Origin of the sequence: Lentilactobacillus parafarraginis DSM 18390 = JCM 14109 (genome assembly GCF_001435895.1) — a bacterium.
Taxonomy (GTDB): Bacteria; Bacillota; Bacilli; order Lactobacillales; family Lactobacillaceae; genus Lentilactobacillus; species Lentilactobacillus parafarraginis.
In genome coordinates this window covers 12,344-34,914 of sequence record NZ_AZFZ01000028.1, presented here as the reverse complement: position 1 = coordinate 34,914, position 22,571 = coordinate 12,344, and the positions used below count along the sequence as shown (strand labels likewise).

19 protein-coding genes and 1 riboswitch are annotated in these 22,571 nt (G+C 45.9%); of the genes, 6 read left to right on the top strand and 13 right to left on the bottom strand.

The features are described from left to right. Positions 1 to 134: 134 nt before the first annotated feature. A complete protein-coding gene (locus FD47_RS07900) occupies positions 135 to 1,997 on the top strand; it encodes a cytochrome b/b6 domain-containing protein (RefSeq protein WP_056980434.1) in 1,863 nt (620 codons plus the stop codon). A 69-nt stretch (positions 1,998 to 2,066) separates the two neighbouring features. Here FD47_RS07900 and FD47_RS07895 read toward each other — a convergent pair whose 3' ends face one another. Both FD47_RS07895 and FD47_RS07890 read right to left on the bottom strand, forming a co-directional pair. Next, complete coding sequence (locus FD47_RS07895; protein WP_171034992.1) at positions 2,067 to 3,569, bottom strand: MFS transporter; 1,503 nt, start codon at positions 3,567 to 3,569, stop codon at positions 2,067 to 2,069. A 127-nt stretch (positions 3,570 to 3,696) separates the two neighbouring features. Further along, on the bottom strand, positions 3,697 to 5,667 hold the full coding sequence (locus FD47_RS07890) for a sugar MFS transporter (RefSeq protein ID WP_056980431.1): 1,971 nt from the start codon (positions 5,665 to 5,667) through the stop codon (positions 3,697 to 3,699). A 354-nt stretch (positions 5,668 to 6,021) separates the two neighbouring features. On the opposite strand from FD47_RS07890, the gene FD47_RS07885 reads away from it, so the two are divergent. The 3 genes from FD47_RS07885 (at position 6,022) to fucP (ending at position 9,027) form a co-directional block, all read left to right on the top strand. Continuing rightward, a complete protein-coding gene (locus FD47_RS07885; RefSeq protein WP_056980429.1) occupies positions 6,022 to 7,041 on the top strand; it encodes a substrate-binding domain-containing protein in 1,020 nt (339 codons plus the stop codon). Positions 7,042 to 7,217: 176 nt separating this feature from the next. Beyond that, positions 7,218 to 7,613 carry a D-ribose pyranase gene (rbsD, locus tag FD47_RS07880; protein ID WP_054734610.1) on the top strand — a complete coding sequence of 132 codons (396 nt, stop codon included), beginning with the start codon at positions 7,218 to 7,220 and terminating at the stop codon, positions 7,611 to 7,613. 49 nt (positions 7,614 to 7,662) lie between these two features. Then, positions 7,663 to 9,027 (top strand): L-fucose:H+ symporter permease, encoded by a 1,365-nt coding sequence (gene fucP, locus FD47_RS07875; protein WP_054734613.1) that lies wholly within the window; start codon positions 7,663 to 7,665, stop codon positions 9,025 to 9,027. A gap of 78 nt (positions 9,028 to 9,105) precedes the next feature. Here fucP and thiW read toward each other — a convergent pair whose 3' ends face one another. The 8 genes from thiW to FD47_RS07835 all read right to left on the bottom strand — a co-directional run bounded on the left by thiW (position 9,106) and on the right by FD47_RS07835 (position 16,542). Then, positions 9,106 to 9,615 (bottom strand): energy coupling factor transporter S component ThiW, encoded by a 510-nt coding sequence (thiW, locus tag FD47_RS07870; RefSeq protein WP_054734616.1) that lies wholly within the window; start codon positions 9,613 to 9,615, stop codon positions 9,106 to 9,108. A gap of 41 nt (positions 9,616 to 9,656) precedes the next feature. After that, positions 9,657 to 9,760, bottom strand: a riboswitch (TPP riboswitch). 54 nt (positions 9,761 to 9,814) lie between these two features. After that, positions 9,815 to 10,687, bottom strand: a complete 873-nt coding sequence (gene aroE / locus FD47_RS07865) for a shikimate dehydrogenase (RefSeq protein ID WP_054734619.1) — start codon at positions 10,685 to 10,687, stop codon at positions 9,815 to 9,817. A gap of 16 nt (positions 10,688 to 10,703) precedes the next feature. After that, entirely contained in the window at positions 10,704 to 11,210 is a 507-nt protein-coding gene (locus tag FD47_RS07860; protein ID WP_054734623.1) for a shikimate kinase, read from the bottom strand. A 6-nt stretch (positions 11,211 to 11,216) separates the two neighbouring features. Further along, a complete protein-coding gene (locus FD47_RS07855) occupies positions 11,217 to 12,074 on the bottom strand; it encodes a prephenate dehydrogenase (protein ID WP_054734626.1) in 858 nt (285 codons plus the stop codon). Between the two features lie 13 nt (positions 12,075 to 12,087). Continuing rightward, positions 12,088 to 13,392, bottom strand: coding sequence for a 3-phosphoshikimate 1-carboxyvinyltransferase (aroA, locus tag FD47_RS07850; RefSeq protein WP_054734629.1), 1,305 nt, complete (start codon positions 13,390 to 13,392; stop codon positions 12,088 to 12,090). 11 nt (positions 13,393 to 13,403) lie between these two features. Then, positions 13,404 to 14,573, bottom strand: a complete 1,170-nt coding sequence (gene aroC / locus FD47_RS07845) for a chorismate synthase (protein ID WP_056980427.1) — start codon at positions 14,571 to 14,573, stop codon at positions 13,404 to 13,406. Between the two features lie 55 nt (positions 14,574 to 14,628). Further along, positions 14,629 to 14,928, bottom strand: coding sequence for a chorismate mutase (locus tag FD47_RS07840; protein WP_171034991.1), 300 nt, complete (start codon positions 14,926 to 14,928; stop codon positions 14,629 to 14,631). A 348-nt stretch (positions 14,929 to 15,276) separates the two neighbouring features. Next, positions 15,277 to 16,542, bottom strand: a complete 1,266-nt coding sequence (locus tag FD47_RS07835; RefSeq protein WP_054734636.1) for a metal-dependent hydrolase family protein — start codon at positions 16,540 to 16,542, stop codon at positions 15,277 to 15,279. A gap of 528 nt (positions 16,543 to 17,070) precedes the next feature. Here FD47_RS07835 and FD47_RS07830 point away from each other — a divergent pair. Then, positions 17,071 to 18,114, top strand: coding sequence for a polysaccharide deacetylase family protein (locus FD47_RS07830; protein WP_054734640.1), 1,044 nt, complete (start codon positions 17,071 to 17,073; stop codon positions 18,112 to 18,114). Between the two features lie 93 nt (positions 18,115 to 18,207). Here the strand turns inward: FD47_RS07830 and FD47_RS07825 are convergent, their stop codons facing one another. Next, positions 18,208 to 19,029: a YhfC family intramembrane metalloprotease gene (locus tag FD47_RS07825; protein WP_225425019.1), complete on the bottom strand. Its 822-nt coding sequence runs from the start codon at positions 19,027 to 19,029 to the stop codon at positions 18,208 to 18,210. 161 nt (positions 19,030 to 19,190) lie between these two features. Here FD47_RS07825 and aroD point away from each other — a divergent pair, with 161 nt between their 5' ends. Beyond that, complete coding sequence (aroD, locus tag FD47_RS07820) at positions 19,191 to 19,946, top strand: type I 3-dehydroquinate dehydratase (RefSeq protein WP_054734642.1); 756 nt, start codon at positions 19,191 to 19,193, stop codon at positions 19,944 to 19,946. A gap of 83 nt (positions 19,947 to 20,029) precedes the next feature. On the opposite strand, the gene FD47_RS07815 is transcribed toward aroD, so the two are convergent. Both FD47_RS07815 and FD47_RS07810 read right to left on the bottom strand, forming a co-directional pair. Continuing rightward, positions 20,030 to 21,298, bottom strand: coding sequence for an MFS transporter (locus FD47_RS07815; protein ID WP_138467288.1), 1,269 nt, complete (start codon positions 21,296 to 21,298; stop codon positions 20,030 to 20,032). Between the two features lie 408 nt (positions 21,299 to 21,706). Further along, positions 21,707 to 22,555 carry a transporter substrate-binding domain-containing protein gene (locus tag FD47_RS07810; RefSeq protein WP_054734650.1) on the bottom strand — a complete coding sequence of 283 codons (849 nt, stop codon included), beginning with the start codon at positions 22,553 to 22,555 and terminating at the stop codon, positions 21,707 to 21,709. Between the last annotated feature and the right edge of the window lie 16 nt (positions 22,556 to 22,571).

Genomic DNA, 22,571 nt, shown 5'->3' with positions numbered 1-22,571 from the left:
CCTGAAATAAAGTTTTCAGACGGACCCTAAACAGCCGCAAAAGTTTGCACTAATTTTAATATCGGCCGCATGAGGCCCCTTCCCCATGTATAATGGAGAAAAGAAATCGTTTACTTTTGAAGGGAGTAAAATTCATGCTGAGTTATTTTGCTTTGATCACCCTGGTGGAAATATCGGGGTTAATCATTCCATATATATGGTTCATGATTGTTGCCAACCGTAGAGGGCGGACCTGGGGCACAATCGCAGTCATTATTCTTTTCCTAATTAGTTACGTTAATACCTACTTCAGTCTACCGGATCTTGCCTACCCATCACTAATTGATGGCTGGTTAATGTGGCTGATTGGCGGCCTGATTGTCGTTGCCATTCTCAAGCGATTCGTCTATGGCAACGGCCAGACCCCTGCCAAAACCGATCAAGCTGGAGACGGCATTATCGGCCAAGCAATCAACCGATTTACCGGCACCTTTGGTTGGCTGGGTAAACTTGCCGTTGGAATCGTCTTAGCCGTAATCGTCTTTATCATTCTGGGCAGCGTTACCCAGCTAGTAACCAAGATGAATCCCCAACCGGCCGTTCAATCAATTAAGACTGACATCAATGATGACACCAAGAACGCGCCCATGCCGGTAATTAAAAACAGTTCGGAAACCCCCGTTGTAAACGCACCGCAAACCGTTTCCACCGATATGAACAACTCACTGAACAGTTTTAAGAACTCCAACGTTTACGATTTAAATCACATGCGAGTTCAAATGTACCGGAAAAAGATGGTCTACGTGGCCCCGGTTGAATTTTCTGGTGGCTTTTGGCGATATATTCACTACCTAAAGGTTCCGGGATACTTCAGAACCGATGCAACCGATAAGAACGCCGATCCTAAATTCGTCAGCAAACCCATGAAGTACACGCCAAGTGCCTACTTCAACAGTGACGCCGACCGGCGAATCAGCGCGCACAGTTTAGGATACTCAATGGTGGGCCCAACTTCACAGCTGGAAATCGACGATAAGGGAACCCCTTACTACGTCCGGACCCTCGCAAAACCGATTTCATATCTAAACCGAAACTACGACTACAAGCACTATAAAGTCGCTGTGCTGAACACCATTACTGGTAAGGTTAACGTGTACTCGCCAAACAACGTCCCGAAATTCGTTGATATCGCCGTATCACCGGAACTGGTCTCCCAGGAAGTGAACCTATTCGGTCGTTACCGTAAAGGCTTCTGGAACGCTACCAGCTTTGGAGGCCATAGTGGTGTCATGCAGCCTACTAAGGCCGGAACCGAGGGTGGCGATCATTTGACCCCTTACGCTTATAAAGGCCGAGTTTACTACTTCACCGGAATGACCAGTGTCAATGAACATCAAAGTTCCATCTTAGGTTATGCCTTCGTTGATGCGCGAACAAACACCCTTCACTATTATCGTGAACACGGAAACGTGATGACCCCTGAGCGGGCAATTTCATACGCGCAACAGGATATTAACCCGCAGAACTACCGGGGAACGTTACCGCTTCTGTATCGGATTAATGGCGAACCAACTTGGGTTGTCTCAATGCTTGATCGGGATAATAATTCCTTCATGAAATTTGTCTACCTCCTCGCTGACGGCAATAACCAAAGCGGAACATACGCCGTTGGTGACGATGCGCAAAGCACGCTGGCACTGTTTAACCAGCGTCTTGAGGCTAAAACTGGTGTGACGCCATCGGCACCAACCGGCAAGACGGTTTCGGGAACCGTTGACCGCATTGTCCGAACAAATGATAACAAGCTTCTCTTCATCCTGAAAAATAATGGCCAAGTTTACCAGCTTGATACGTCCGCAAAGGACTTCAAGCCGATTTACCAATTTATTTCTGAAGGTGATAAGGTCAGCTTTAAGTCTGAGGAAGTCAATACCAACGGACTGGCAACTGCAACTGTTTCGCTCTCGACTTTCAAGGATCAATCATTACCGACCACAACGCCAAAAGCAACTAAATAATCATGCTAGTTAACTAAAAAGAAGATCGCGAACCAAGTTAAAAACTTGAGTTTGCGATCTCTTTTTTGATTACTCATTTTCCGCCATCCGCGCAGCTTGCCGCATTTGGTACTTATCGTGTTCCAATTTCTGGGCCCAAACATTAATGACCAGTGAAACAACCATTAATCCCAATGCTAAAATCATGATGTTATGTAATCCATTGAACAGGATATTTCGCATGGCCGGGATCAGCGTTTGCGGTAACGAACTAATATTCGTCGCATCACTCAGCTTATTCATCATCTGCATGGTAATCCGGCCACCAGAAGCAATCACGCCGTTACGTAACGCATGGTTCAAGATAATCCCAAAGACTGACGCGGTGAAGGTTTGACTGAGCATTCGAATAAGAAAACTAAATGACGTCGCAATTGGGACGTCCTGAGTTTCAGCGTCCTGTTGAACCTTAATTTGGAGTTCGTTAAAACACGCCCCATTGCCGAAGCCTTCAAACGCGCCAGCTACCAGCAACACCCAGTATGGGGTTTTAACGCCGGTAAATACCAGTAACGCGAACGAAATAATGAGCGTTACAATCCCAACGGCAATCACCCGTTGCGGGGTTAAGAACCGTCTCATTGGCGCAACAACTCCCGATCCAATAAAATCGGTAACCGACCCGGGAATCTGGGTTGCACCCCCAATTAAAGCCGATGTTGCCAACAACCCCTGAGCCCACATTGGCGCGTATATGAGAAAGCCAATAAAGGCACCCCAAATCAGGGCAAACAAGACAAAGTCAATCATTAATGGCCGATTTTTAAATAGTCGGCTGGGAATAATTGGATCGGCAACCTGGTTTTCGATATGAAACATAACTGCCAAAATAATGATCGCAAAGACAACCACGATCGCAACTATCAGCCAATTTGTGCTTCCAATCATTTCAATTCCAGCTAACAGTGCCACTAATCCGACCGTCATAAGTGAGGCGCCGACATAATCAACTGGACTGGTCTTTCTAGCCTGCTTCTCCATGCGATAGTAAATTTGCACAAAGATGATTGAAATGAGGCCAATCGGCACGTTTAAATAAAATACCCAGTGCCAGCTGAACGTATCAACAATGTACCCACCAACCAACGGGCCAATAATCGTAGCCATACTATAACTAGCGGAAACGAAACCGAGAACCTGCATGCGTTTACGGGGATTTTGATACATCCTGGCATAAATAATGTATGGTAATGAAATCATACCGCCATTTCCAATTCCCATTAAAGTTCGCGCACAAATCAGAAAAACGATGTTTGGTGACATCCCCTGTAGAAAAGACCCAATGACGAAGAGCGATGCCGCCAATTGATAACTTTTCTTATTGCCAACATGTTCGCCAAGTTTGCTCCAGAGCGGCGTACTAACCGCCGTTCCAAGCAGAAATACGGCAACAATCCAGCCGATCAATTCAATTCCATGAAGATCGGAAATAATAGCAGGTAATGCCGTATTGATAATCGTATTATCCAGTCCACCCATTGCGTTTGACAACAATAGGGCACACGTTACGATCAAAATATCGCGTTTTGACACCGTATTCCCCTCTTTCTAATTTTAAGCCACCTTTCTATACTACATCTTTTATCCTTCTTGCAAAACAAAAAAACGTCTCCGCATATATCCGAAGACGTTTTATGAAATGATTTAATCAACGTTGAAATTATGATTTAGTCGATTGACCATCATCATTATCTGGATTGGACAAATTCAAGATTTCTTCACCGTGGGTAACATCCCCGGCGTCCTTGATGTAGTTAAAGTCCTTAATATCCTTGAAGTTCGTCACAACAATCATAACTGTATCGTCGTAACCCGCTTTCTTGATCGCTGGTTGCCAGAATTCGATTAATTCTTGTCCTTGCTTGACGTGATCGCCCTTCTGGACGTACTGAACGAATCCGGTACCCTGCATCTTAACCGTGCCAATCCCGATGTGAATTAAGGTTAAAATACCAGTATCTGAACGAAGCCCAATTGCATGGCGAGTTGGGAACGTTGCTTCAACAGTTCCGTCAAACGGTGCGTAAACCTTACCATCCGTTGGCTTAATCGCAAACCCTTTACCCATGTTACCAGAGGAGAAGTTCTCATCTGAAACGTCAGCCAAGTTCACGTAAGCCCCGTCAATTGGTGACTTGTAAGATGTGGTGGTTGCAGAAACTTTCTTTTCGATTTCCTGCATTGATTCTTCGCCACCAGTTTCCAAATGTTCGTGCCAAGTCTTTTCCAATTCGTCAACAATCTCAGCATGTTCCTTTTCATCCAAAGTAACTTTCTTGAAGAAGATGAACGTTCCAATGAGCATTAATAATGCTGGAACACCGAACATAAAGAGCTTAAAGGTAACATGCCCAGAGGTTGAAATGCTGCTTGCAGTAGCTCCTGCGGTCATCCCGGCAAGAACGGCAGCGGCACCAACAACCCAGTTAGAAATCGCACCACCTAATTTATCAAGCAAAGGCCGAACAGCCAATGTTAATGATTCGTCACGGTGACCAAATTTCAATTGACCATATTCAACGGAGTCACTGATGATCATCAAAACAACCAAGAATACAAGTGGCTGTGGAATATAGAACAGAACAGCGGCAATTAAAACAAGCAATAGGTTTGAACCTGCAAATGCGAAAATCAACATTGCAACAAGCATCGTCGCGATGCAGGCAAAGAACACGTTCCGCCGACTAAACTTCTGAGCTAGTGGTGGGAATGTCAATACGGCGAAGATCCCAACAACCATATTAATTGACATTAAGATTGAGTACTGGCCTGGTTTACCCATGATGTAGGTAAAGTAGTACAGCTGTGACGCGTTGGTGATTTGAATCCCGGCTGTGTACAAGCAGTAAGTTAATGACAACCACATTAACTGATCATTCCGTGCTAAGACCTTGAAAACATCCCGTAAACGCGTTCTTTCGGTGTTCTTCCGAAGCAGAGAATCATTTTCCTTTGTCCCCATCGCAACGATAACGGCTGAGAACCAAGAAATAAATCCAACTGTAACGGCAAACATGAACCAGCCTCGCAGGTCACCTTGACCACTGTTCTTGTTAATAGAGAAGAAGATAACCAGTGGCATAACGATAACCCCAACAATGTTTTGCCCAATGTTAGAACCAACCCGGGCAAACGTTGCGGTCTTTTCACGTTCAGCTGAATCAAATGAAATGGCAGGAATCATTGACCAAAAGCCAACATCCTTAAATGAATAAAAGATATCCATCGTGATGTACAGTACCGCGAAGACGATTAGGTACATCAGCGGATTTGACTCGTTGAGTCCTAACATGTTACTAAATAGAATTGCTAAAATAACAGATCCAATCGTACCACCGGCAAGGATCCAAGGCTTAAAATGCCCCCACCGTGAATTCGTATTGTCAATCGCATTTCCGATAAACGGATCAATTAACAATTCAACAATTCGCAGCGCACCGATGATGAACGTAATATAGAAGATCATCTTATCATTACTTGCACTACTGCTCTTATCGAACAAGTGAGAAGTAATGAAAATCATGAAGTACGTGGACAGCGTTGCGTAGAACATATCATGACCGAACGCACCAAAAGAATACGATAGTCGTGACGTTATCCGACGCCCAGTACTCATACTGTTACTTGCCATAAACCATGCCTCCCAAAATTTAGATTAATAAAATAATTGCTAATTTGAATGTAAACGTTTACAGTATAAATGTCAAACAATTTAATAAAGAAATTTTGATTGTTTAGCTTAAATTTAATTCGTTTGCATTATATTTAATTCATTTTTCATTACTTTTTTCATATCCTACATTTACGAATCCCCCTTCGTCCAGCGGTCTTCTCACAACTTTTTGTGGGAAGCAATAATTGATTTGTTCAAATCAATGTGGTTGAATGAAAATCAATCATGGTAAATTTAATTCCAATTCCATTTTACTAAATTTTTAGTTTACTTCAAATAATTTGGCTTTTATATTGATTGGAGGTCCTGGCGATGGCAACAATTAAAGATATCTCTAAAGTGGCAGGTGTTTCTCCTGGGACCGTATCAAGGGCTCTGAGTCCCAGTAAAAATAAGTTTGTTGCTGAAGAAACTAAACAAAAAGTAAAAACGATTGCGGATCAATTAGGGTACGAATACGACAGCAGCGCCAAAAAAGCGAAGAACACAATTGAAATTGCCGTTCTCACAACCATGACGTTGGAGGAGGAAACCCGCGATGAATACTGGCGGTTTGTCCGCCGAGGCATGTACGAGGCCGCCGAGCGGGAAAATATCACCCTTGGGAATATCAACCGTATTCAAGATGGAGTTGATCTCCAAGAAATTGCCCGGGCCAGTGCGGTGATCATCATCGGGACAGTGACAATTGCCGCCGTAAAAAAGATTAATCAGTATAACAAAAACGTGATTATCGTCGATGGCGGCGGCTTCTATCATGATCTGGCAGATATCGTTGATACGAATCTGGGAGAACTCACGATCAGCATTTTGAATCAGCTGGCTGCCCACACCAGTGGTAAGATTGCCTTCATCGGTTGTGCACGAAATCAGATGGATCTTGACGGCCAAATTGTGGCAAGCGTTGAAGATGCCAGGACTAAGGCATACAAGCAGTGGACTGCTGACCATCACCAACCAGAAATTTATAAGGAAATCAGTCCCGATACCGGTTCCGCGATGGCCGTCACCGAATCACTCTTAAAGAAGTACGACCGGGATCTGAGCGCCATATTAGTGTGGTCGGATCCGTTTGCAATCGGAGCGATGCGGGCACTGGCCAAGCACCAACTGATTGCCGGCAAGGACATCGCTTTAATGAGCTTCGATGATTTGGAATTCGCATCCTTCCTAACACCTTCGCTTTCCAGCATCTGGATTCCAAAAGCTGAGCTTGGTTTTCAAGCCATTATTCACGCCAAATCCATGATCAAGCACAAGCGTCACTGGACAGTTCGCAATATCATTCCCGGCAAGATTCAGTACAGGGAAACTTTTAATCCTAATTTATAATTTTTCCAATGGTTAATCACCGTCAGTTTTATGATTGATGGTGATTGACCATTTTTATTTTGCCCGTGAACCAAAAAAACGGTTGTAAGCCTTTGCAAAACATGTTATGATTTCACCATTGAAATTAAGTAAAACCTTTTATTAAACCGATAAACTCATTAAAGGAGATCCCCATCATGAAGAAAACAAGCGTCATTAACTCCGAATTATCAACAGTTATCGCCAACATGGGCCACATGGACTGGCTCAGCATCGGTGATGCCGGCATGCCGGTTCCTCTGGGGACCAAGAAGATCGACCTCGCTCTTTCAAAGGATCTTCCAAGTTTCCAACAGGTTCTGGCAAATATCCTGACCGAGTTGGAAGTCCAAAAAATTTACTTAGCGGATGAAATTCAAACTCAAAATCCACAACAGTTGGTCGCCATCAAGAACGCATTGCCCAATGTGGCCATTGAGTACATGCCCCACAGTGAACTAAAACACAACCTTTCAAAAACCCACGCGTTTGTCCGAACGGGAGAAATGACCCCGTTTTCGAACATGATCTTGGAATCCGGCGTAACCTTTTAATTTTTTATGAGTAAAACGTTTTATCTAAACCTTTAGGAGGATTTGAACCATGGAGCTTACAACATCTAAACGAAAAACCAGTTGGACGCAATTATCCGACGGTTACCTCAGTAAAACGCCCGTTTTTCAATTTTTACTCGTCTCAATGATCTTCCCGCTATGGGGAGCGGCCGCTAGTTTGAATGACATCTTAATTACCCAGTTCAAAACTGTCTTTATGTTAAACGATGCCGCAACCGCATTTGTTCAAAGCGCCTTTTATGGCGGCTATTTCTTAATCGCCATTCCAGCATCCCTCATTATCAAAAAGCAAAGCTACAAGTTTGCGATTATGACCGGGCTTATCTTCTATATTCTGGGTTGTGCCCTATTTTTCCCGGCATCCCGCGTCGCAACTTATAGTATGTTTCTGGTTGCCATTTTCGCGATTGCCATTGGCCTGAGTTTCTTGGAAACCTCTTGCGATACTTACAGCTCAATGCTCGGGCCAAAAAAGTATTCAACCATGCGCCTGAACTTTTCACAAACGCTGGTTCCACTTGGCGACATTGCCGGAATTCTCCTGGGTAAATACTTAATCTTCGGCAGTGTGGGAAACTTATCAGAAAAGATGAGTGCCATGCACGGTGCCCAGCGGATTGCCTATGGTGAACAGATGCTGCAGCTCACATTGAGGCCATATAAGTACATCTTAGCCGTTTTACTGATCATGCTCATCATCTTTGCGCTGTCACCAATGCCCCGCGCTAAGGCAACCTCAGAACCCACCACAGCGGGCATGGAAGCTCAGGAAGAAAAGCCAAGCTTAGCAGAAACCATTAAGTACCTTTGGGGCAACGCGGGTTTCAAAAAGGGCGTCTTCACCCAATTTATCTATGCCGGCCTTCAAACCACCGTTTGGTCATTTACAATTCGTCTGGCATTAAATCTAAACCACAGCATTTCCGACAGTGCCGCTTCCACCTTTATGATTTACAGTTACGTTGCCTGGTTTGTCGGAAAACTAATCGCAAACGTCTTCATGAGTAAGTTTTCGATTACCGGCGTCTTAACCACCTATTCTCTGTTGGGAACCTTGGCGTTGGTCATCACATTTACCGTTCCGAACATGACCGCCGTTTACGCCGCAATCATGACCAGTTTCTTCTTTGGGCCGGAATGGCCAACCATTTACACCCATACGCTGGATGCCGTTACGGAGAAGAAATATACTGAAACGGCTGGCGCCATTATCGTGATGTCCTTAATTGGCGGCGCAATTGTCCCAGCAATCCAGGGACTGGTTTCGGACTTTAGTGGATCAATGCAGTTGTCATTTATCGTTCCGGCAGCCTGCTATCTATTTATCACCGCCTACTTCTTCTTGGAATACCGGTTCGAAAAGAAACATCCTGAAACCGTTGCGGAACACTAATCACTCATTATTAAGTAATCACTAAAATAGTCGCCATTGAGATCGGAAACCCCGATTTTAATGGCGACTATTCTATGTTCATTGATCCAACTTTCGTTGTTGCGGGACGATGACTCGCTTCCAGATGGCCTTTAAAATCACGTAGCCGACAATCACACCCACTAACGCGCTCAGGAAGAAACTTGGAATAAACAGCCATAGTGCGCCGGTGGTTCCCATCAGCCACTGGGCCAGCGGATATGCCACAATGGCACCAATAATACCGGTTCCGACCAGCTCACCGCAGGCCGCCACCAGTAAACTTTGGGTCTTGTGAAATAGCCAGCCCACACAGAATGCCCCAATCATGCTGCCAGGAAATGCAAGGACCGTTCCAGTGCCAAGAATGTTCCGTAACAGTGATGTGATAAATGCCTGGGTCACTGCCCACCAGGGGCCAACCAATACCCCTGAAATCAAGTTAATCAAATGCTGCATGGGCGCAACCTTGGCGACACCCACCGTAAATTCAAACATACTGCCACCCACAACGCCAATCGCGGATAAAATAGCTGTCAAAATCATTTTATAAGTCGTGGACCGATGCATTAAAAAACCTCCTCGTTAATCGATCATCATCGATAACAAAAGGAGGTCTCCCGACAATTTCCTTCGCTGGCGTTAACCAGATCAGGTTCGAAGGGTTCGCATCATGTTCATGCATCTCAGCCAAACGGCTCCCCTAATGTCATCAATTTGATTGTATTTGCACTTACTACTATACCATTAACTGCGCCAAACAATGACGTTAGTTGGTTTGGCGACTGGCAACCGCTTCATTAACGGCAGTCATTACCTGATCAATTGGCATCTTTTGGCCAGTCCACTCAAAGAATGATCCGGCAGCCTGCTGAACTAACATGCCAATGCCGTTGAAGGTTTGGGCACCCTTGATTTTCGCTGCGGCAAGAAACGGTGTCACTAATGGGAAGTAGATGGCATCAAAAATAATATGTTGGGGCGTAATGGCGGCCATTACCGCTTGACTCACCGGCATCGCTTGATCGTGAGCCATCCCAACGTTGGTTGTATTCACAACGATTTGACTATCGGAAACTGACTGCGCCATTGCCTGTTCATCATCGTAGGGAAGAACGGAAACCTTATCCGACCAGGATTCCAGTTGGCGTTTTCGGTCAGCAAACGTCGCGTTTTGCCGTTTAAAAACGTCAATGTGAGCGACCCCAGCATCAATTGCAGCCCCAATAATTGAACGACCGGCCCCGCCAGCACCCAAAATTGTCAGTTGCTTATCCGCAATTTGAATTCCCTGATACTCAAGCGCGTCAACAAATCCCTGGCCGTCAGTGGTATCACCAGTCAGTTGACCATCCCGATTAATAATGGTATTCACCGCGTTTAACCGCTTTGCCCGGGGGGTGACGGCATCCAGCAACGGAATAACGTCGGTTTTGAGGGGCAGTGATAAATTCATACCGCCAATGCCCATCGCCCGAATTGCCGCCACCATATCTTCAAGTGTGTCGGTGTTAATATCAAACGCCAAATAAGCCGCATTAATCCCCAGGGCTCGAAAACTCGTGTTATGTATCAGCGGTGACAAACTATGCGCCGCTGGATGTGCAATAAAACCGTACAGTGTTGTGTGTCCATCCATCATGTAAAGTCCTCCTCAGTTAATTTAACACCGATAATTCCCGCATAATTTGATCAACCACCTGCTTAGGGGACAATTCATCAGTCGCAATTCGAATATCGCTCACCATGTGGTAACGATCATCACGGACGCGTTTTAATTCAACCAATCCGTCTTGGCCAAGCTTCTTGACTAATGGGCGGGCATTGTCGCCCTGCAGACGTTTCATGATCGTTTCAGGATGAACGTCCAACAGGATCACGGGAACGGTTGTCTGTCGTAACAGGTCAAAGTTGGTTTGCTGCATCGGTGTTCCGCCACCAGTGCCCAAAATGCCGGCGTCACCTAAGGATGAAAGAAGGGCCTCATGTTCCATTTTGCGAAAGGCGTCCTCACCTTCATCGTCAAATATTTGCTGAATCGACTTACCGGCACGTTCAACGATTACATCATCCAAATCATGATATGGGACTTGGATCTGATTGGCCAATAACTGACCAACAGTGGTTTTGCCACTTCCCATAAAGCCAACTAAAATTGCTTTCATAATAACTCATTTCCCTTCGTCTAATGATTTACGGGTTCTGCGCGCACTTTCCAGCGTTTCCCGAATCGTCTTTTCATCGTGAGATTGAATCGCCTGTTGAAAGGCGGCAAGGTGCTTTTGAAACTGGACTAATTCTCGACTAATTTGATCAGCATTACTAAGCATAATGGCTGTCCACATTGTGGGATCAGACGCCGCAATTCGCGTCGTATCTTTAAACCCGCCAGCGGCCGCTCTTAACCTCGCTGGATTTCCCGCTAAGCTATCGGCAATTGTGTTCACCAGTGTAACCGCAATCACGTGGGGAACGTGACTCAATTCGCTGACCAGTTGATCATGTTGCTTGGCATCAATTGCCTGCCAGTGAATATCTGCCCCAGCCATAAGGGTTTGAAACCAAATTAGTTTGCGATTAGTTTGCGATTTAGTGAGCAGAAAATACACGGCGTGATCAAACAAATGTTGGCTCCCAAATTGGCTGCCGGATTTATCGGACCCCGCCATCGGGTGGCCGCCAACAAAGTTAACGCCCTTTGCCAGCAGCGGCTCGGCGGCCCGTTCAACCGCAGCCTTTGTGCTGCCCACGTCGGTTACCAGGACATCGGGCTTTAACTTAATGTTGGCCAACTGTTTCAACTGAGAAATAATCACTGATACTGGCCCGGCCAACACAATTAAATCGGCAATTTGCGCCGCGGCAGCAAAATTCATCCGCTTGTCAATAATGTGATGATCGAGCAAAAACTGGCTGGTATCGTCGTCCGGATCGCTGCCAATCAATTCGATATCAGAATCGTTGCCTCGCATCACTCGGGCAATTGAGCTGCCAATTAATCCCAATCCACTTATAAGCACCGTAGCCATACCAACAATCCCCCTATGAATAGTTTTTAACGCTTGAAACGCTCCGCAGATCTTCAAAGAACGTCGGATACGAAATATTAACGGCATCAGGATCCGCTAACCGCAGCGGTTCGTCAACCAATAATGACGCAACTGCTAGCGTCATCCCAATTCGATGATCACCATGACTGGATAGTTTAGTCGTTTCAACGTGCCATGGCTTCGAACCATCGATTACGAACCCGTCAGGTAATTCGCGAATCGCAATCCCTAATTTTGAAAATTCATGAACGACGGCGGAAATCCGGTCAGTTTCTTTGACCCGTAATTCACCGGCACCGGTAATTCGACTAACCCCATTTGCCTTGGCGGCCAGAAGGACAACCAAAGGAAGTTCATCAATCACCGCGGGGATTTCCTCAGCACCAATTTCAATTGGCTTTAGGTCGGCACTCATAACCGTCAAATCGGCTGTCGGCTCACCATCATCACGTTCATTGGTGGCGGTAACTTTCCCGCCCATTCGCTTGAGAATTGACAGCAAACCGGTTCGTGTTTCGTTCATTCCAACATTCTTTAAAGTAATTCTCGAATGGGGCACCAACGTGGCGGCTACCAAGAAGAACGCGGCCGAGGACATATCGCTTGGGATCGTCAGATCAATTCCGGTAAGTTCAGGCTGGGGTGCTACCTTAATTGTCACGTTGTCATCAAGCGTTTCAATGGAGGCGCCAAAGGCATTCAACATCCGCTCAGTATGGTTTCTGGTTGGTTGCTTTTCCACCAGGATCGACGGGCCTTCAGCTTGGATAGCGGCAAGAATCATCGCGCTCTTCACTTGGGCGCTGGCAACTTTAAGCTGATACTCAATTCCATGAAGCTTTTGCCCATGAATCCGCGCTGGCAGATGGCCCTCCGTCACGCAAATATTAGCGCCCATTAACGCAAGTGGGTCGCTCACCCGCCGCATCGGTCGTTGCGACAGTGAATCATCCCCAAACAGTGTCGTTTCAAACCGTTGACCAGCTAACAGCCCCATGATTAGTCGGGTGGTCGTCCCGGAATTACCCATATCCAGCGGCTTGGTTGGTTCGTGTAACCCGTTTAGGCCAACCCCATCGATTTCAACCGTTTCACCGTCACGCCGAATCGAAACACCCATTTCTTGGAATGCATGCAGCGTGGACAAACAATCCTCCGCTGTCAAAAAGTGATGTAACGTGGTTCGGCCGCGGCTAATCGCGCCAAACATAATGCCGCGATGCGAGATACTTTTATCACCGGGGACGGTTAGTTCTCCGTGTAACCCGGCGGTTGGTTTGTCCGTTAAATTCTTCATTGGCGTTCCTCCTAATAATGCTTAATCTCATCACGATATGCCGCAACCTGCTCCTGAAGCCGTGATACGTTATCCGCGTCAAATTTGTCCGTTAATGCCTTGGCCAGTTCAATTGCCACGACGCTCTCGATCACAATGGAAGCCGGTACAATGGCCGTGGTGTCTGAGCGTTCCACATTGGCTTTCTTAACGGCTTTGGTGTTGACATCAACACTCTGCAATGGCTTATAAAGCGTGGGAATTGGCTTCATTGCCGCCTTCACAATAATCGGCATCCCGTTAGTCATCCCGCCTTCAAATCCACCAAGATGATCCGTATTTCTGAAGAAGCCATCATCCTTATTCCAGTCAATTTCATCCATGACCTGACTGCCGAAGCTGGTGGCCGCCTTGAAGCCGTCGCCAATTTCGACACCCTTCATTGCGTTAACCCCGACAACCGCCGCGGCAATTTTCGCGTCCAATTTGGTATCCCAGCTAATATAACTTCCAAGTCCGGCTGGAACGTTATCCGCAACCACACGGATGATCCCACCAAGGGTATCGCCATCCTTTCGGGTCTTGTCAATCAAATCATGGATCTCGTCGACTTTGGTTTGGTCAACAATTCGCAAATCATTGTTTGCGATTTCGTTTTCGATCTTTGTAACGTCCAGTTCTAATTGATCGTCAGTTGAGACCGGCCCAATCTGTTGCACGTAACCGGCAATCCGAATACCAACCTGTTCCAATAGCTGTTTGCAAACGGCGCCAATTGCAACTCGAATGGCCGTTTCACGGGCTGACGATCGCTCTAAGACGTTTCGTAAATCATGGTGGCGGTATTTCATCCCCCCAACCAAGTCGGCATGCCCTGGACGCGGACGCTCAACCTTCCTGAGCGTATTTTCCGGCGTTTCTGGAGTAACCGGATCCATAATCTCATTCCAGTGGGCATGATCGCGGTTATTCACAACCAAGGCAACTGGGGACCCCAAGGTGGTGCCGTGGCGCACACCACCGACAATTGTGACCTGATCGTGCTCAATTTTTTGCCGATTGCCGCGACCATAGCCGCCCTGGCGCTTCTTGAGCTGATTGTTAATTTCGTCAATGTCTAAATGCAGTCCTGACGGAATTCCTTCAATGATTCCGGTAAGTTGTGGGCCGTGTGATTCTCCAGCAGTTAAGTAGTTCAGCAAAATATTTTCTCCTCCTTGATTGGGTCTTTCATGATGTTTAAATGACAACTATCAGCTATTCATGTTGATGCTTTTCATAATCCCGGGTATTTTCCATGATTGAACGATAAATATTCCAAATATACTGCTTCGTTTCTTGATTTGGATGATAGGACGTTACTCTTTGAAGAACCGTTTCTTCTCGACTGGCATCAAAGACTGGGAGTCCCCTCTGCTTCTTAATTTTTCCGATATCAGCTGCCTGCTCGAAGCGCTTCGTCAATAAGTCAACAATTGACTCGTCGAGCTGATTAATTGACTGACGCGCACTTTCTAACTCGTCAGGCGCTGATGATGCTGATTGTGTTTTTGCCATTATTCATCCCACCTCGAAATTTTTTGATGAAAAAAACCGGCTAGAATAATTCCAGCCGGTTTACGAAACTCGTAAAGAATTGGTATTGACCCAGCCAGACTTTTGCGTCTAGCGGTCAACAACAAAGCATTGACTCTGCACCACTTAGACGCGAACGCGTGAATTTGCGTCCGCATCGCTGCGGACACTACATAAAGTAGGCATAGCCAAAATAATAAGTATTAACAACAGAAGTTTGCTTTGTCATTGCTATCAATTCCTCTCATTAGATTGTCATAATTAAACCACATTAGGAATGCTTCGTCAACCCTTAGAAACTTTTAATGTGTTTCTAATCGTAAATTTGCGTTACAAAGCCGCTGAAATATGGACCGGATTCTGTGATTTGTGAGCCACCGCTACTTCTTGCTGCGCATGGACTTGGGCACCATTTTGGTACACGTCCTTATCAGCCTGAAGGACGGTAATATCTTTTGCAGGATTTTTATCAGTCACAATAAAATCCGCATGATTTCCAGGAAGCAACTGACCGTATTCATTTTGAACGTGCATCGCCCGCGCGCAATTAATTGTTGCGGCATCAATCGCTTGGGCGGGTGTCATCCCGGCCTTTTTAACGTAAAGTTGCAGTTCATAAGCGCTCTCGTTCTGAAAGCCGTTAAATGGCGTACCGGCGTCAGTTCCCATTGCGATTGGAATACCAGCCGCCACAGCTTTAGTAATGCTCCTAAAGTGCTTCTGGATATTAGTGATAACCTTATCCTGTGCCCAATCTGGAACAATTCCCTGCCCATGCTTGTAAATCGCGTACATGGCGTTCATCGTTGGCACAATCGTGGTTTTGTGAGCCTTCATCATGGCAATTGTCTCGTCATCAATTTCAAACGCGTGCTCAATCGTATCAAATCCCGCAGCCACCGCTTCTTTAACGCCGGCGTTTCCCTGGGCGTGAGCAGCAGCCGTCTTATTCTTGTGATGAGCTTCCATTACGGCTGCCTGGGCTTCTTCAAACGTAAACTGAATATCTTCGGGGGTCTCGCCATCTTTGAGGACGCCGCCGGTAACCATCATTTTAATATTATCGACGCCGTTCTTCATTGCCTGCCGGACACCCTTGCGCACCTCATCGACACCGTCGACCTCATACCCACAATCAGAATCGTGTCCCCCTGTGATACAGAAAGCCCGCCCGGATGTCATAACTTTGGGTCCCTTAATCCAGCCCTTTTCCTGCATTTTTTTGATCTCAATGTCGATGTCAAACTCCGCACCAACATTGCGGATATATGTAACCCCATGCGCCAGCGCGTCCTGCATATTCCGGATGGCAAACATTGTGCACATCTCTCGTGAATCAGGATGCCGCTTTTCAGCCCCATTTTGCCACCAGTACGTTGGCATATCAGTCATATGGGTATGGGCATTCATCATACCGGGCATCGCAAACCGCCCGTGCATGTCGACCACCTCATCACAGGCCTGACGGGTTGCATTGCCGCTTGCGGTTTCAATGATCATGCCAGTTTGGGTGTCGACGACCATATGTTGATTTGGAATGAACGCTTGTCGATCATGATTGTAAACTGCGATGTTCGTATAGTTGATTTTTGTCATTTTCTCTTATCCTTTCGATATGAACTTTTCTTGACTTGGGTAACTGAGCGGGCGTTTGATCGTTGTTTGATAACGGAACCATCACAGCCAACACCTCCTTAAAATAAAAAAACGCCAATCAGAAAATAATTTCTGAAAGGACGCTTGGGCGCGATACCACCTTAGTTACAGGCATGTGCCTGTCTCTCACGTACATGATTATACGTTGGCGCTGTATTGGGCGCTCCCTGACAACTCTGAACAAGCTGTCGTACTCAAAATCGGCTTTAACGATTAAGACGTCATGCCCTCCCAGAAATCGGCACTCTCTTCGCACTTCTTAATCGTGACTCCCCGACATTTCTAAGTACTTTCTTATCGGTTTTTAATGTTATCGGTACTTTATCTCGAATTGCCCTTCTTGTCAACCATTATTGCTAAATTATTTTGTAACTATCATCAATTGACAACCCACCATCGCAATGCAAAAATAAAGTTGAACGATTAACTAAACATTTAGCTCAATTCGGGTTAGAGGGGGCATTTATCATGAAATATCAAAAGGCACTCGCAACAATTGGCATTTTAAGCCTGGCAGCATTCGCTTTTGGGACCGTTTCCGCCACCACGAACGCAGCGGCTAAATCTAGCCAATCCGTGGCCAAGAAGACAAGCAAACGGCTCACCTACGGCAACATAACCAATAACAATCTCAACCGGTTGGCAACGATCCGCCAGTTAACCCGAACCCAATTGGCTGAAACACACAAGCTAAGCGGCAAGCAGGTACAGCGGTTGGTTTACTTGCCATTACCAAGGCACCTAACCGCCACCAACTTTACGCTGGATAGCCAACACTTAACCATCCATCTCACCAAGAACCAGTACGGGGTGAAAAATGTTGCCATTCCGCTCAATAAACTCACCGGCATTATTTTAAACCGTTACATGCCCAAGAAATATGATTTTACACCTGTTAAAACACCAAAGAAGGTGGTCGCACTCACCTTTGATGATGGTCCTGACCCGACTTTGACCCCCCGGTTACTCAAAACACTGAAGAAATATAATGTCCCGGCAACCTTCTTTGAAGTCGGCACTAGTGTTATGCGTTACCCGAGTATCAGTCGGGAAGTTCTCAAATCCGGTAACCAAATCGGCAACCACTCATGGAGCCACCCACAGCTGACTAATTTGAGCAGCACCAGCGCCCTTCATCAGATTGCCTTGACGGACGCGGCAATCTATAAAGCCACCAAGACAATTCCGTACTACATTCGACCGCCATATGGGGCCGTAAATGCTCGAATTGGCAATCTTTATGACCGGCCAATTGTCCGCTGGTCAGTGGACTCACGCGACTGGGCCTATTTAAACACCGCTAAGACCATCAGTCATGTTTTGGCAACCACGACCAACGGGTCAATCATTCTGATGCATGATATCCACGCGACGTCGGTTGCCGCCGTTCCACAAATCATTCGGTCATTGAAGAAACGAGGCTACACGTTCGTAACGCTAGAACAACTGAATCAAAAACCATTACTCGGAAACTTACAGTACTTTGGTCGAAATGATTATCGCGGATTTTAATCAATCTTTAGCAAAAAGTCTGACCCAAACATCTTCGTTTGGTGTCAGACTTTTTGCTTACTATAACTGAGATTAATTCTGTGACTCGAACTTTTACTTTGTTCCGATGGTCGGCGTCGGCTGCCGTTTGATGAGCCCACCAATCACATAGTAGACGAAAATGGCGAGCAGAATCACGGTTACCCACAACAAAACTTCAACTAACGATTGGCTGGAAATCAAACCAGCCTGAAACATAGCTGATGGTGTGTCCACAACTGCATGCAAAACGATGGCGACCGGGTAAAGCCACCACTTGCCAACGTAATTGACCGCTGCCCAAACAATCATCGATAATAAAATCTGAATCAGAAACGCCCCAATTCGTTCGACGAGTGCCAGTATCGCCATTCCGGCAGCGTTGGTCATTAACGAATGCATCGTTGTGCTGGGAATCTTCGCCATAATTGCCGTACTGTGAGAATTAATCGCGGTACTAAACATGATTGAGTTGACCATTCCCATCGCCCCAACCAAGATCATTTCAATCCCACCATGACCGATCCCGTAGGCAATTGCCGTTTGAAAACCGGAAACCCGTTTTTTGAGATATCGGAAACCAATGAACCGACCTGTTTCTTCAAAGACACCGGCGGCCAACGCGCCGTACGCTACATAAATGTATGGATGGCGAACTACCAGCCCGATAGATCCGTTAGCCGTTGGCCGCAGCACAATGGCATGTAAAATTGGTTCAAGAATAATCACGGCCACAAAAAATATTGCCGCGCCAACCCAAACTGGTGACGCCCGTAATTTATACTTCGGTTTGAGAACCCAGTACGTCATGATGGGAATAACCACCATCGCAATTCCAATAATCGCCATTAACCCAATCGCAAACGGCGGCACGCCGTTTACTTTTCCACCTGTCATGTAAACCTTCCTCCAAACTTTCTAACCAAGTTCCCCCACTAACTAGTGTTAGGATACCGCAAAACCTTAAACAGAAACACCATACTTTTGGAATATTGAATTTACCGAGGTCAGTTGGTAAACTGAAACCAGTCAATTCGTCAAGAAAGGGATCCCCAGCCATGCCAAATAAACGCGTTACCGTCAAAAATAGTCGTTTTGAATCCGGAAAGACAAACATCGCCGTTCCCGTTACAGGTGTTACACCTGGCGAAATTCTTAATCAGTTGCGAAGGGCCCTCGCCGTCGAACCAGACGTGATCGAGTGGCGCATTGATTTTTTTAAGCAGGTTCTCAACCAAGCCGTTTACATGGATTTAGCCAAAACAATCAGCCGATTAATCGGTGACACCGTCTTATTGACCACTTTTCGGACCACCCATGAAGGCGGTGCTTCTAATCTTGTAGATACGGATTACTATGCCACCTGCCGCTGGATTTTAGAAAATCGCCTAACAGACATGATTGATATTGAATTTAATCGCGACAAAAAGACAGTCGCTGACTTGATTAAGCTGGCCCACTACCAACATATTCCCGTTATCCTCAGTAACCACGATTTCCAGGCAACGCCCGATCAGCAAACGCTTATCAGCAGATTTCAACAGATGGCAGCACGAAACGCAGACGTTGCTAAGATTGCGGTGATGCCCCAAAACAGCCTGGATGTGCTGACATTACTAACGGCAACGACAATTGCAAACCAGAAGTTGACGATTCCTCTCATTAGCATGTCCATGGGTGAGCTTGGTAAAATCAGTCGAATCACCGGGCCTCAGTTTGGCTCAACCCTTTCATTTGCGACGGTTGGGCAGGCTTCTGCACCGGGACAGCTGAGTGTTGAAGATGTCCGGAAGAGTTTTAAAATTTTAAATTAATCAAAAAGGTGTCCTAAAGATCAGCGCAACGCATGGTCTTTGGGACATCGTTAATTATTTTTACTTTAAATCACGTTATCGGGTTAGTTATCCTTCGACCGATCCCCCGAAGCTGCCGGTGCGCCAACGTGCATCAGTCCTGATACCATGTGCGAAACGGTCTCGCGAACCGTTCCGGAAGTGAGTGAGACTGCGGTCAAAATGACAACGATAGTGCCAACCAATTCGATCATTACGTCGAAGTTCATGACCAGCTGAATGTTTGTTTTTGATAACCAGCCGGTCACAATCGGAATGGTAAAGGTTGCGATACTGCCAAATGTAAAGTACGTCCCGGTGATGATTCCTTTATGCATTGGGTACATTTTAAGCAGCACATTAAGCGCAACCTGCATCACGCCACCAGCGGCGGTAACACCAAACAGGAAAGCAGTAATTGACGTAATCAGAATCGTTGAGGAGTGACTAACCGTGAAAATTGCCAGCAATGATAAAGCGTTCATAGCAACCAGTAATTTGGTTTCCGAAATCGAGAACTTTAACAAAATGAAGTTTAAAATCACGCCGGTAATTGAGCCAATGCTGTAAAGTGATAACAAGCCGTGTGAAACCAAAGAGCTGTATCCAAGGTTATTGGTGGCAAACATACTGATCCACTGGGTGAAGAGGATCATAATGGCCATCGTGGTGTATCCGTAGATTGCCAATGAGATGGTCGCAATAATTTTTCTGAATTTCGACACATTTTCATGTTCCTCAACGAAAGCTTCGTCAACATGGTTCATCTCCGGGAATTTAGCGCCGCGTAAAATAAATAGGTTAGCGACCAAAACCAGTAAGGTCCCGATAAACGACCAGCCAAACCAGAGGCTCTTAGCTTCAATCAGGGCAATGGCAAGTGGTAAAACAAACTCGCCTAACGACATGAATGCCTTGATGAACACGTTCGAAGCACTGGAACTGCCGCCCATTTCAACAAACGTTGGGTAGGTTCCCGAATCAAGCGCTGAGTTGGCGATCCCGGCAATAATTGCAAATAAGTAGGCCACAGCAATATTCGTTGTGAACGGAACGCCGAGGAAGAAGACCATGTAACTCAATGCGCCGGTTAGGACGAGTTGCTTTCGGCCAAACCGATCTGACAAGTAACCGAATAAGAAGTAGGCAATCAGCTTTCCAATGCCAATCCCGGAGATAACGTAGGAAACCGTCGCAATTGGCACGTTCCAGAAATGCCCAAGCTCCTGCATGTTCTGGGTCAAAATAATCAATCCAATTCCGTGTACCAGGTAGTTGAGGTACAGGGCAATTGAAAGTCTGCGTTTATTGGATTTTGTTAATGTGTTCGTCATGTTTGACACTCCTCAAATTTTAAGATTAAAAAAGCCAACCGGATGTGAGAATCCAGCTGGCTAATTTTTTACTCGTGTAAAAGAATTATCCTATCCAGCTAGACTCAATCGTCTAGCTGGCAACAACCAATAACGGCATTGCGGGTTAGACGCGGACGCGCTTGCGCCCGCATCTGAACGGGCGCTATCTAAACCAAGCATAGCCGTAATAATAGGCATTAAGTTGTTGAACAAATTTTGTCATAGCGATAAATTCCTTTCCGTTTGATGTTGTGACTATTAAAACACATTAGAATATCATCGTCAACATTAAAATTAATTTAATTTAGATTCCAAAGAAAAAGGAAACCTAATCACAAATGGTTTCCACTTTTAGTTTCCGATTAATTTTGGTGAATCGCTTTTTGCTTACTTGGTTGGCAGCACGATATCCGAAGGCTTTACTTCCTTACCAAAGTACGGCTTCAGTTCAGTATTATAGTCATTAACAAAGTAGCTCTTCTTAGTCAACTTGGTAATCTCTTTATTGGTCCAATTCAATAGTGACTTATTGCCCTTCTTAACGGCCGGGGCAATGTAGGACTTAGGCCCAATACTCTTGATGCCAACCGTGTACTTCGGATTACTCTTCGACCATGCGTACAGGTATGAGTTATCGTCAGCTAGGGCAACCCCACGACCGTTCTTCAAAGCGTTAAATTGCTGGGTTTTGGAATCGAATTTCAGTAACTTAACCTTCTTCTGATCAGTCGTGAAGTATGTTTCAGCAGTGGTTCCCTTCGTCACGATCACATTTTTACCCTGCAGTTGGCTAACCTTGGTAACCGGCTTATTCTTTGGTGAGACAACCCCAACGGAAACCTTCATGTATGGCTTAGCAAAACTGACCACCTGCTTTCGCTGTGGAGTTACCGTGAAGTTTGCCAGCACCAAATCCACCTTGTTTGAGTTCAAGGCATCCACCCGGTTATTCGCGTTAACTTGGACAAACTTCACCTTAACACCGAGGTCCTTAGCGACTTGGTGAGCCAACTTCACGTCATAACCAACGCGTTTTCCATCCTTATTTACCCAACCATAGGGCGGCAAATCACCAAATACGGCAATTCGAATGGTGCCCTTTTTCTTGATCGCCGAAACGGAACTGGGATTGTTACTCGAACTGCTCTTACTGTTACCACAACCCGCTAATACCAGGACCAGCGCAGCGGCCATGGTCACGATGGTTATCAGCTTTCTCACCCAATTTTTCTTCATAATACACCCTCCATTT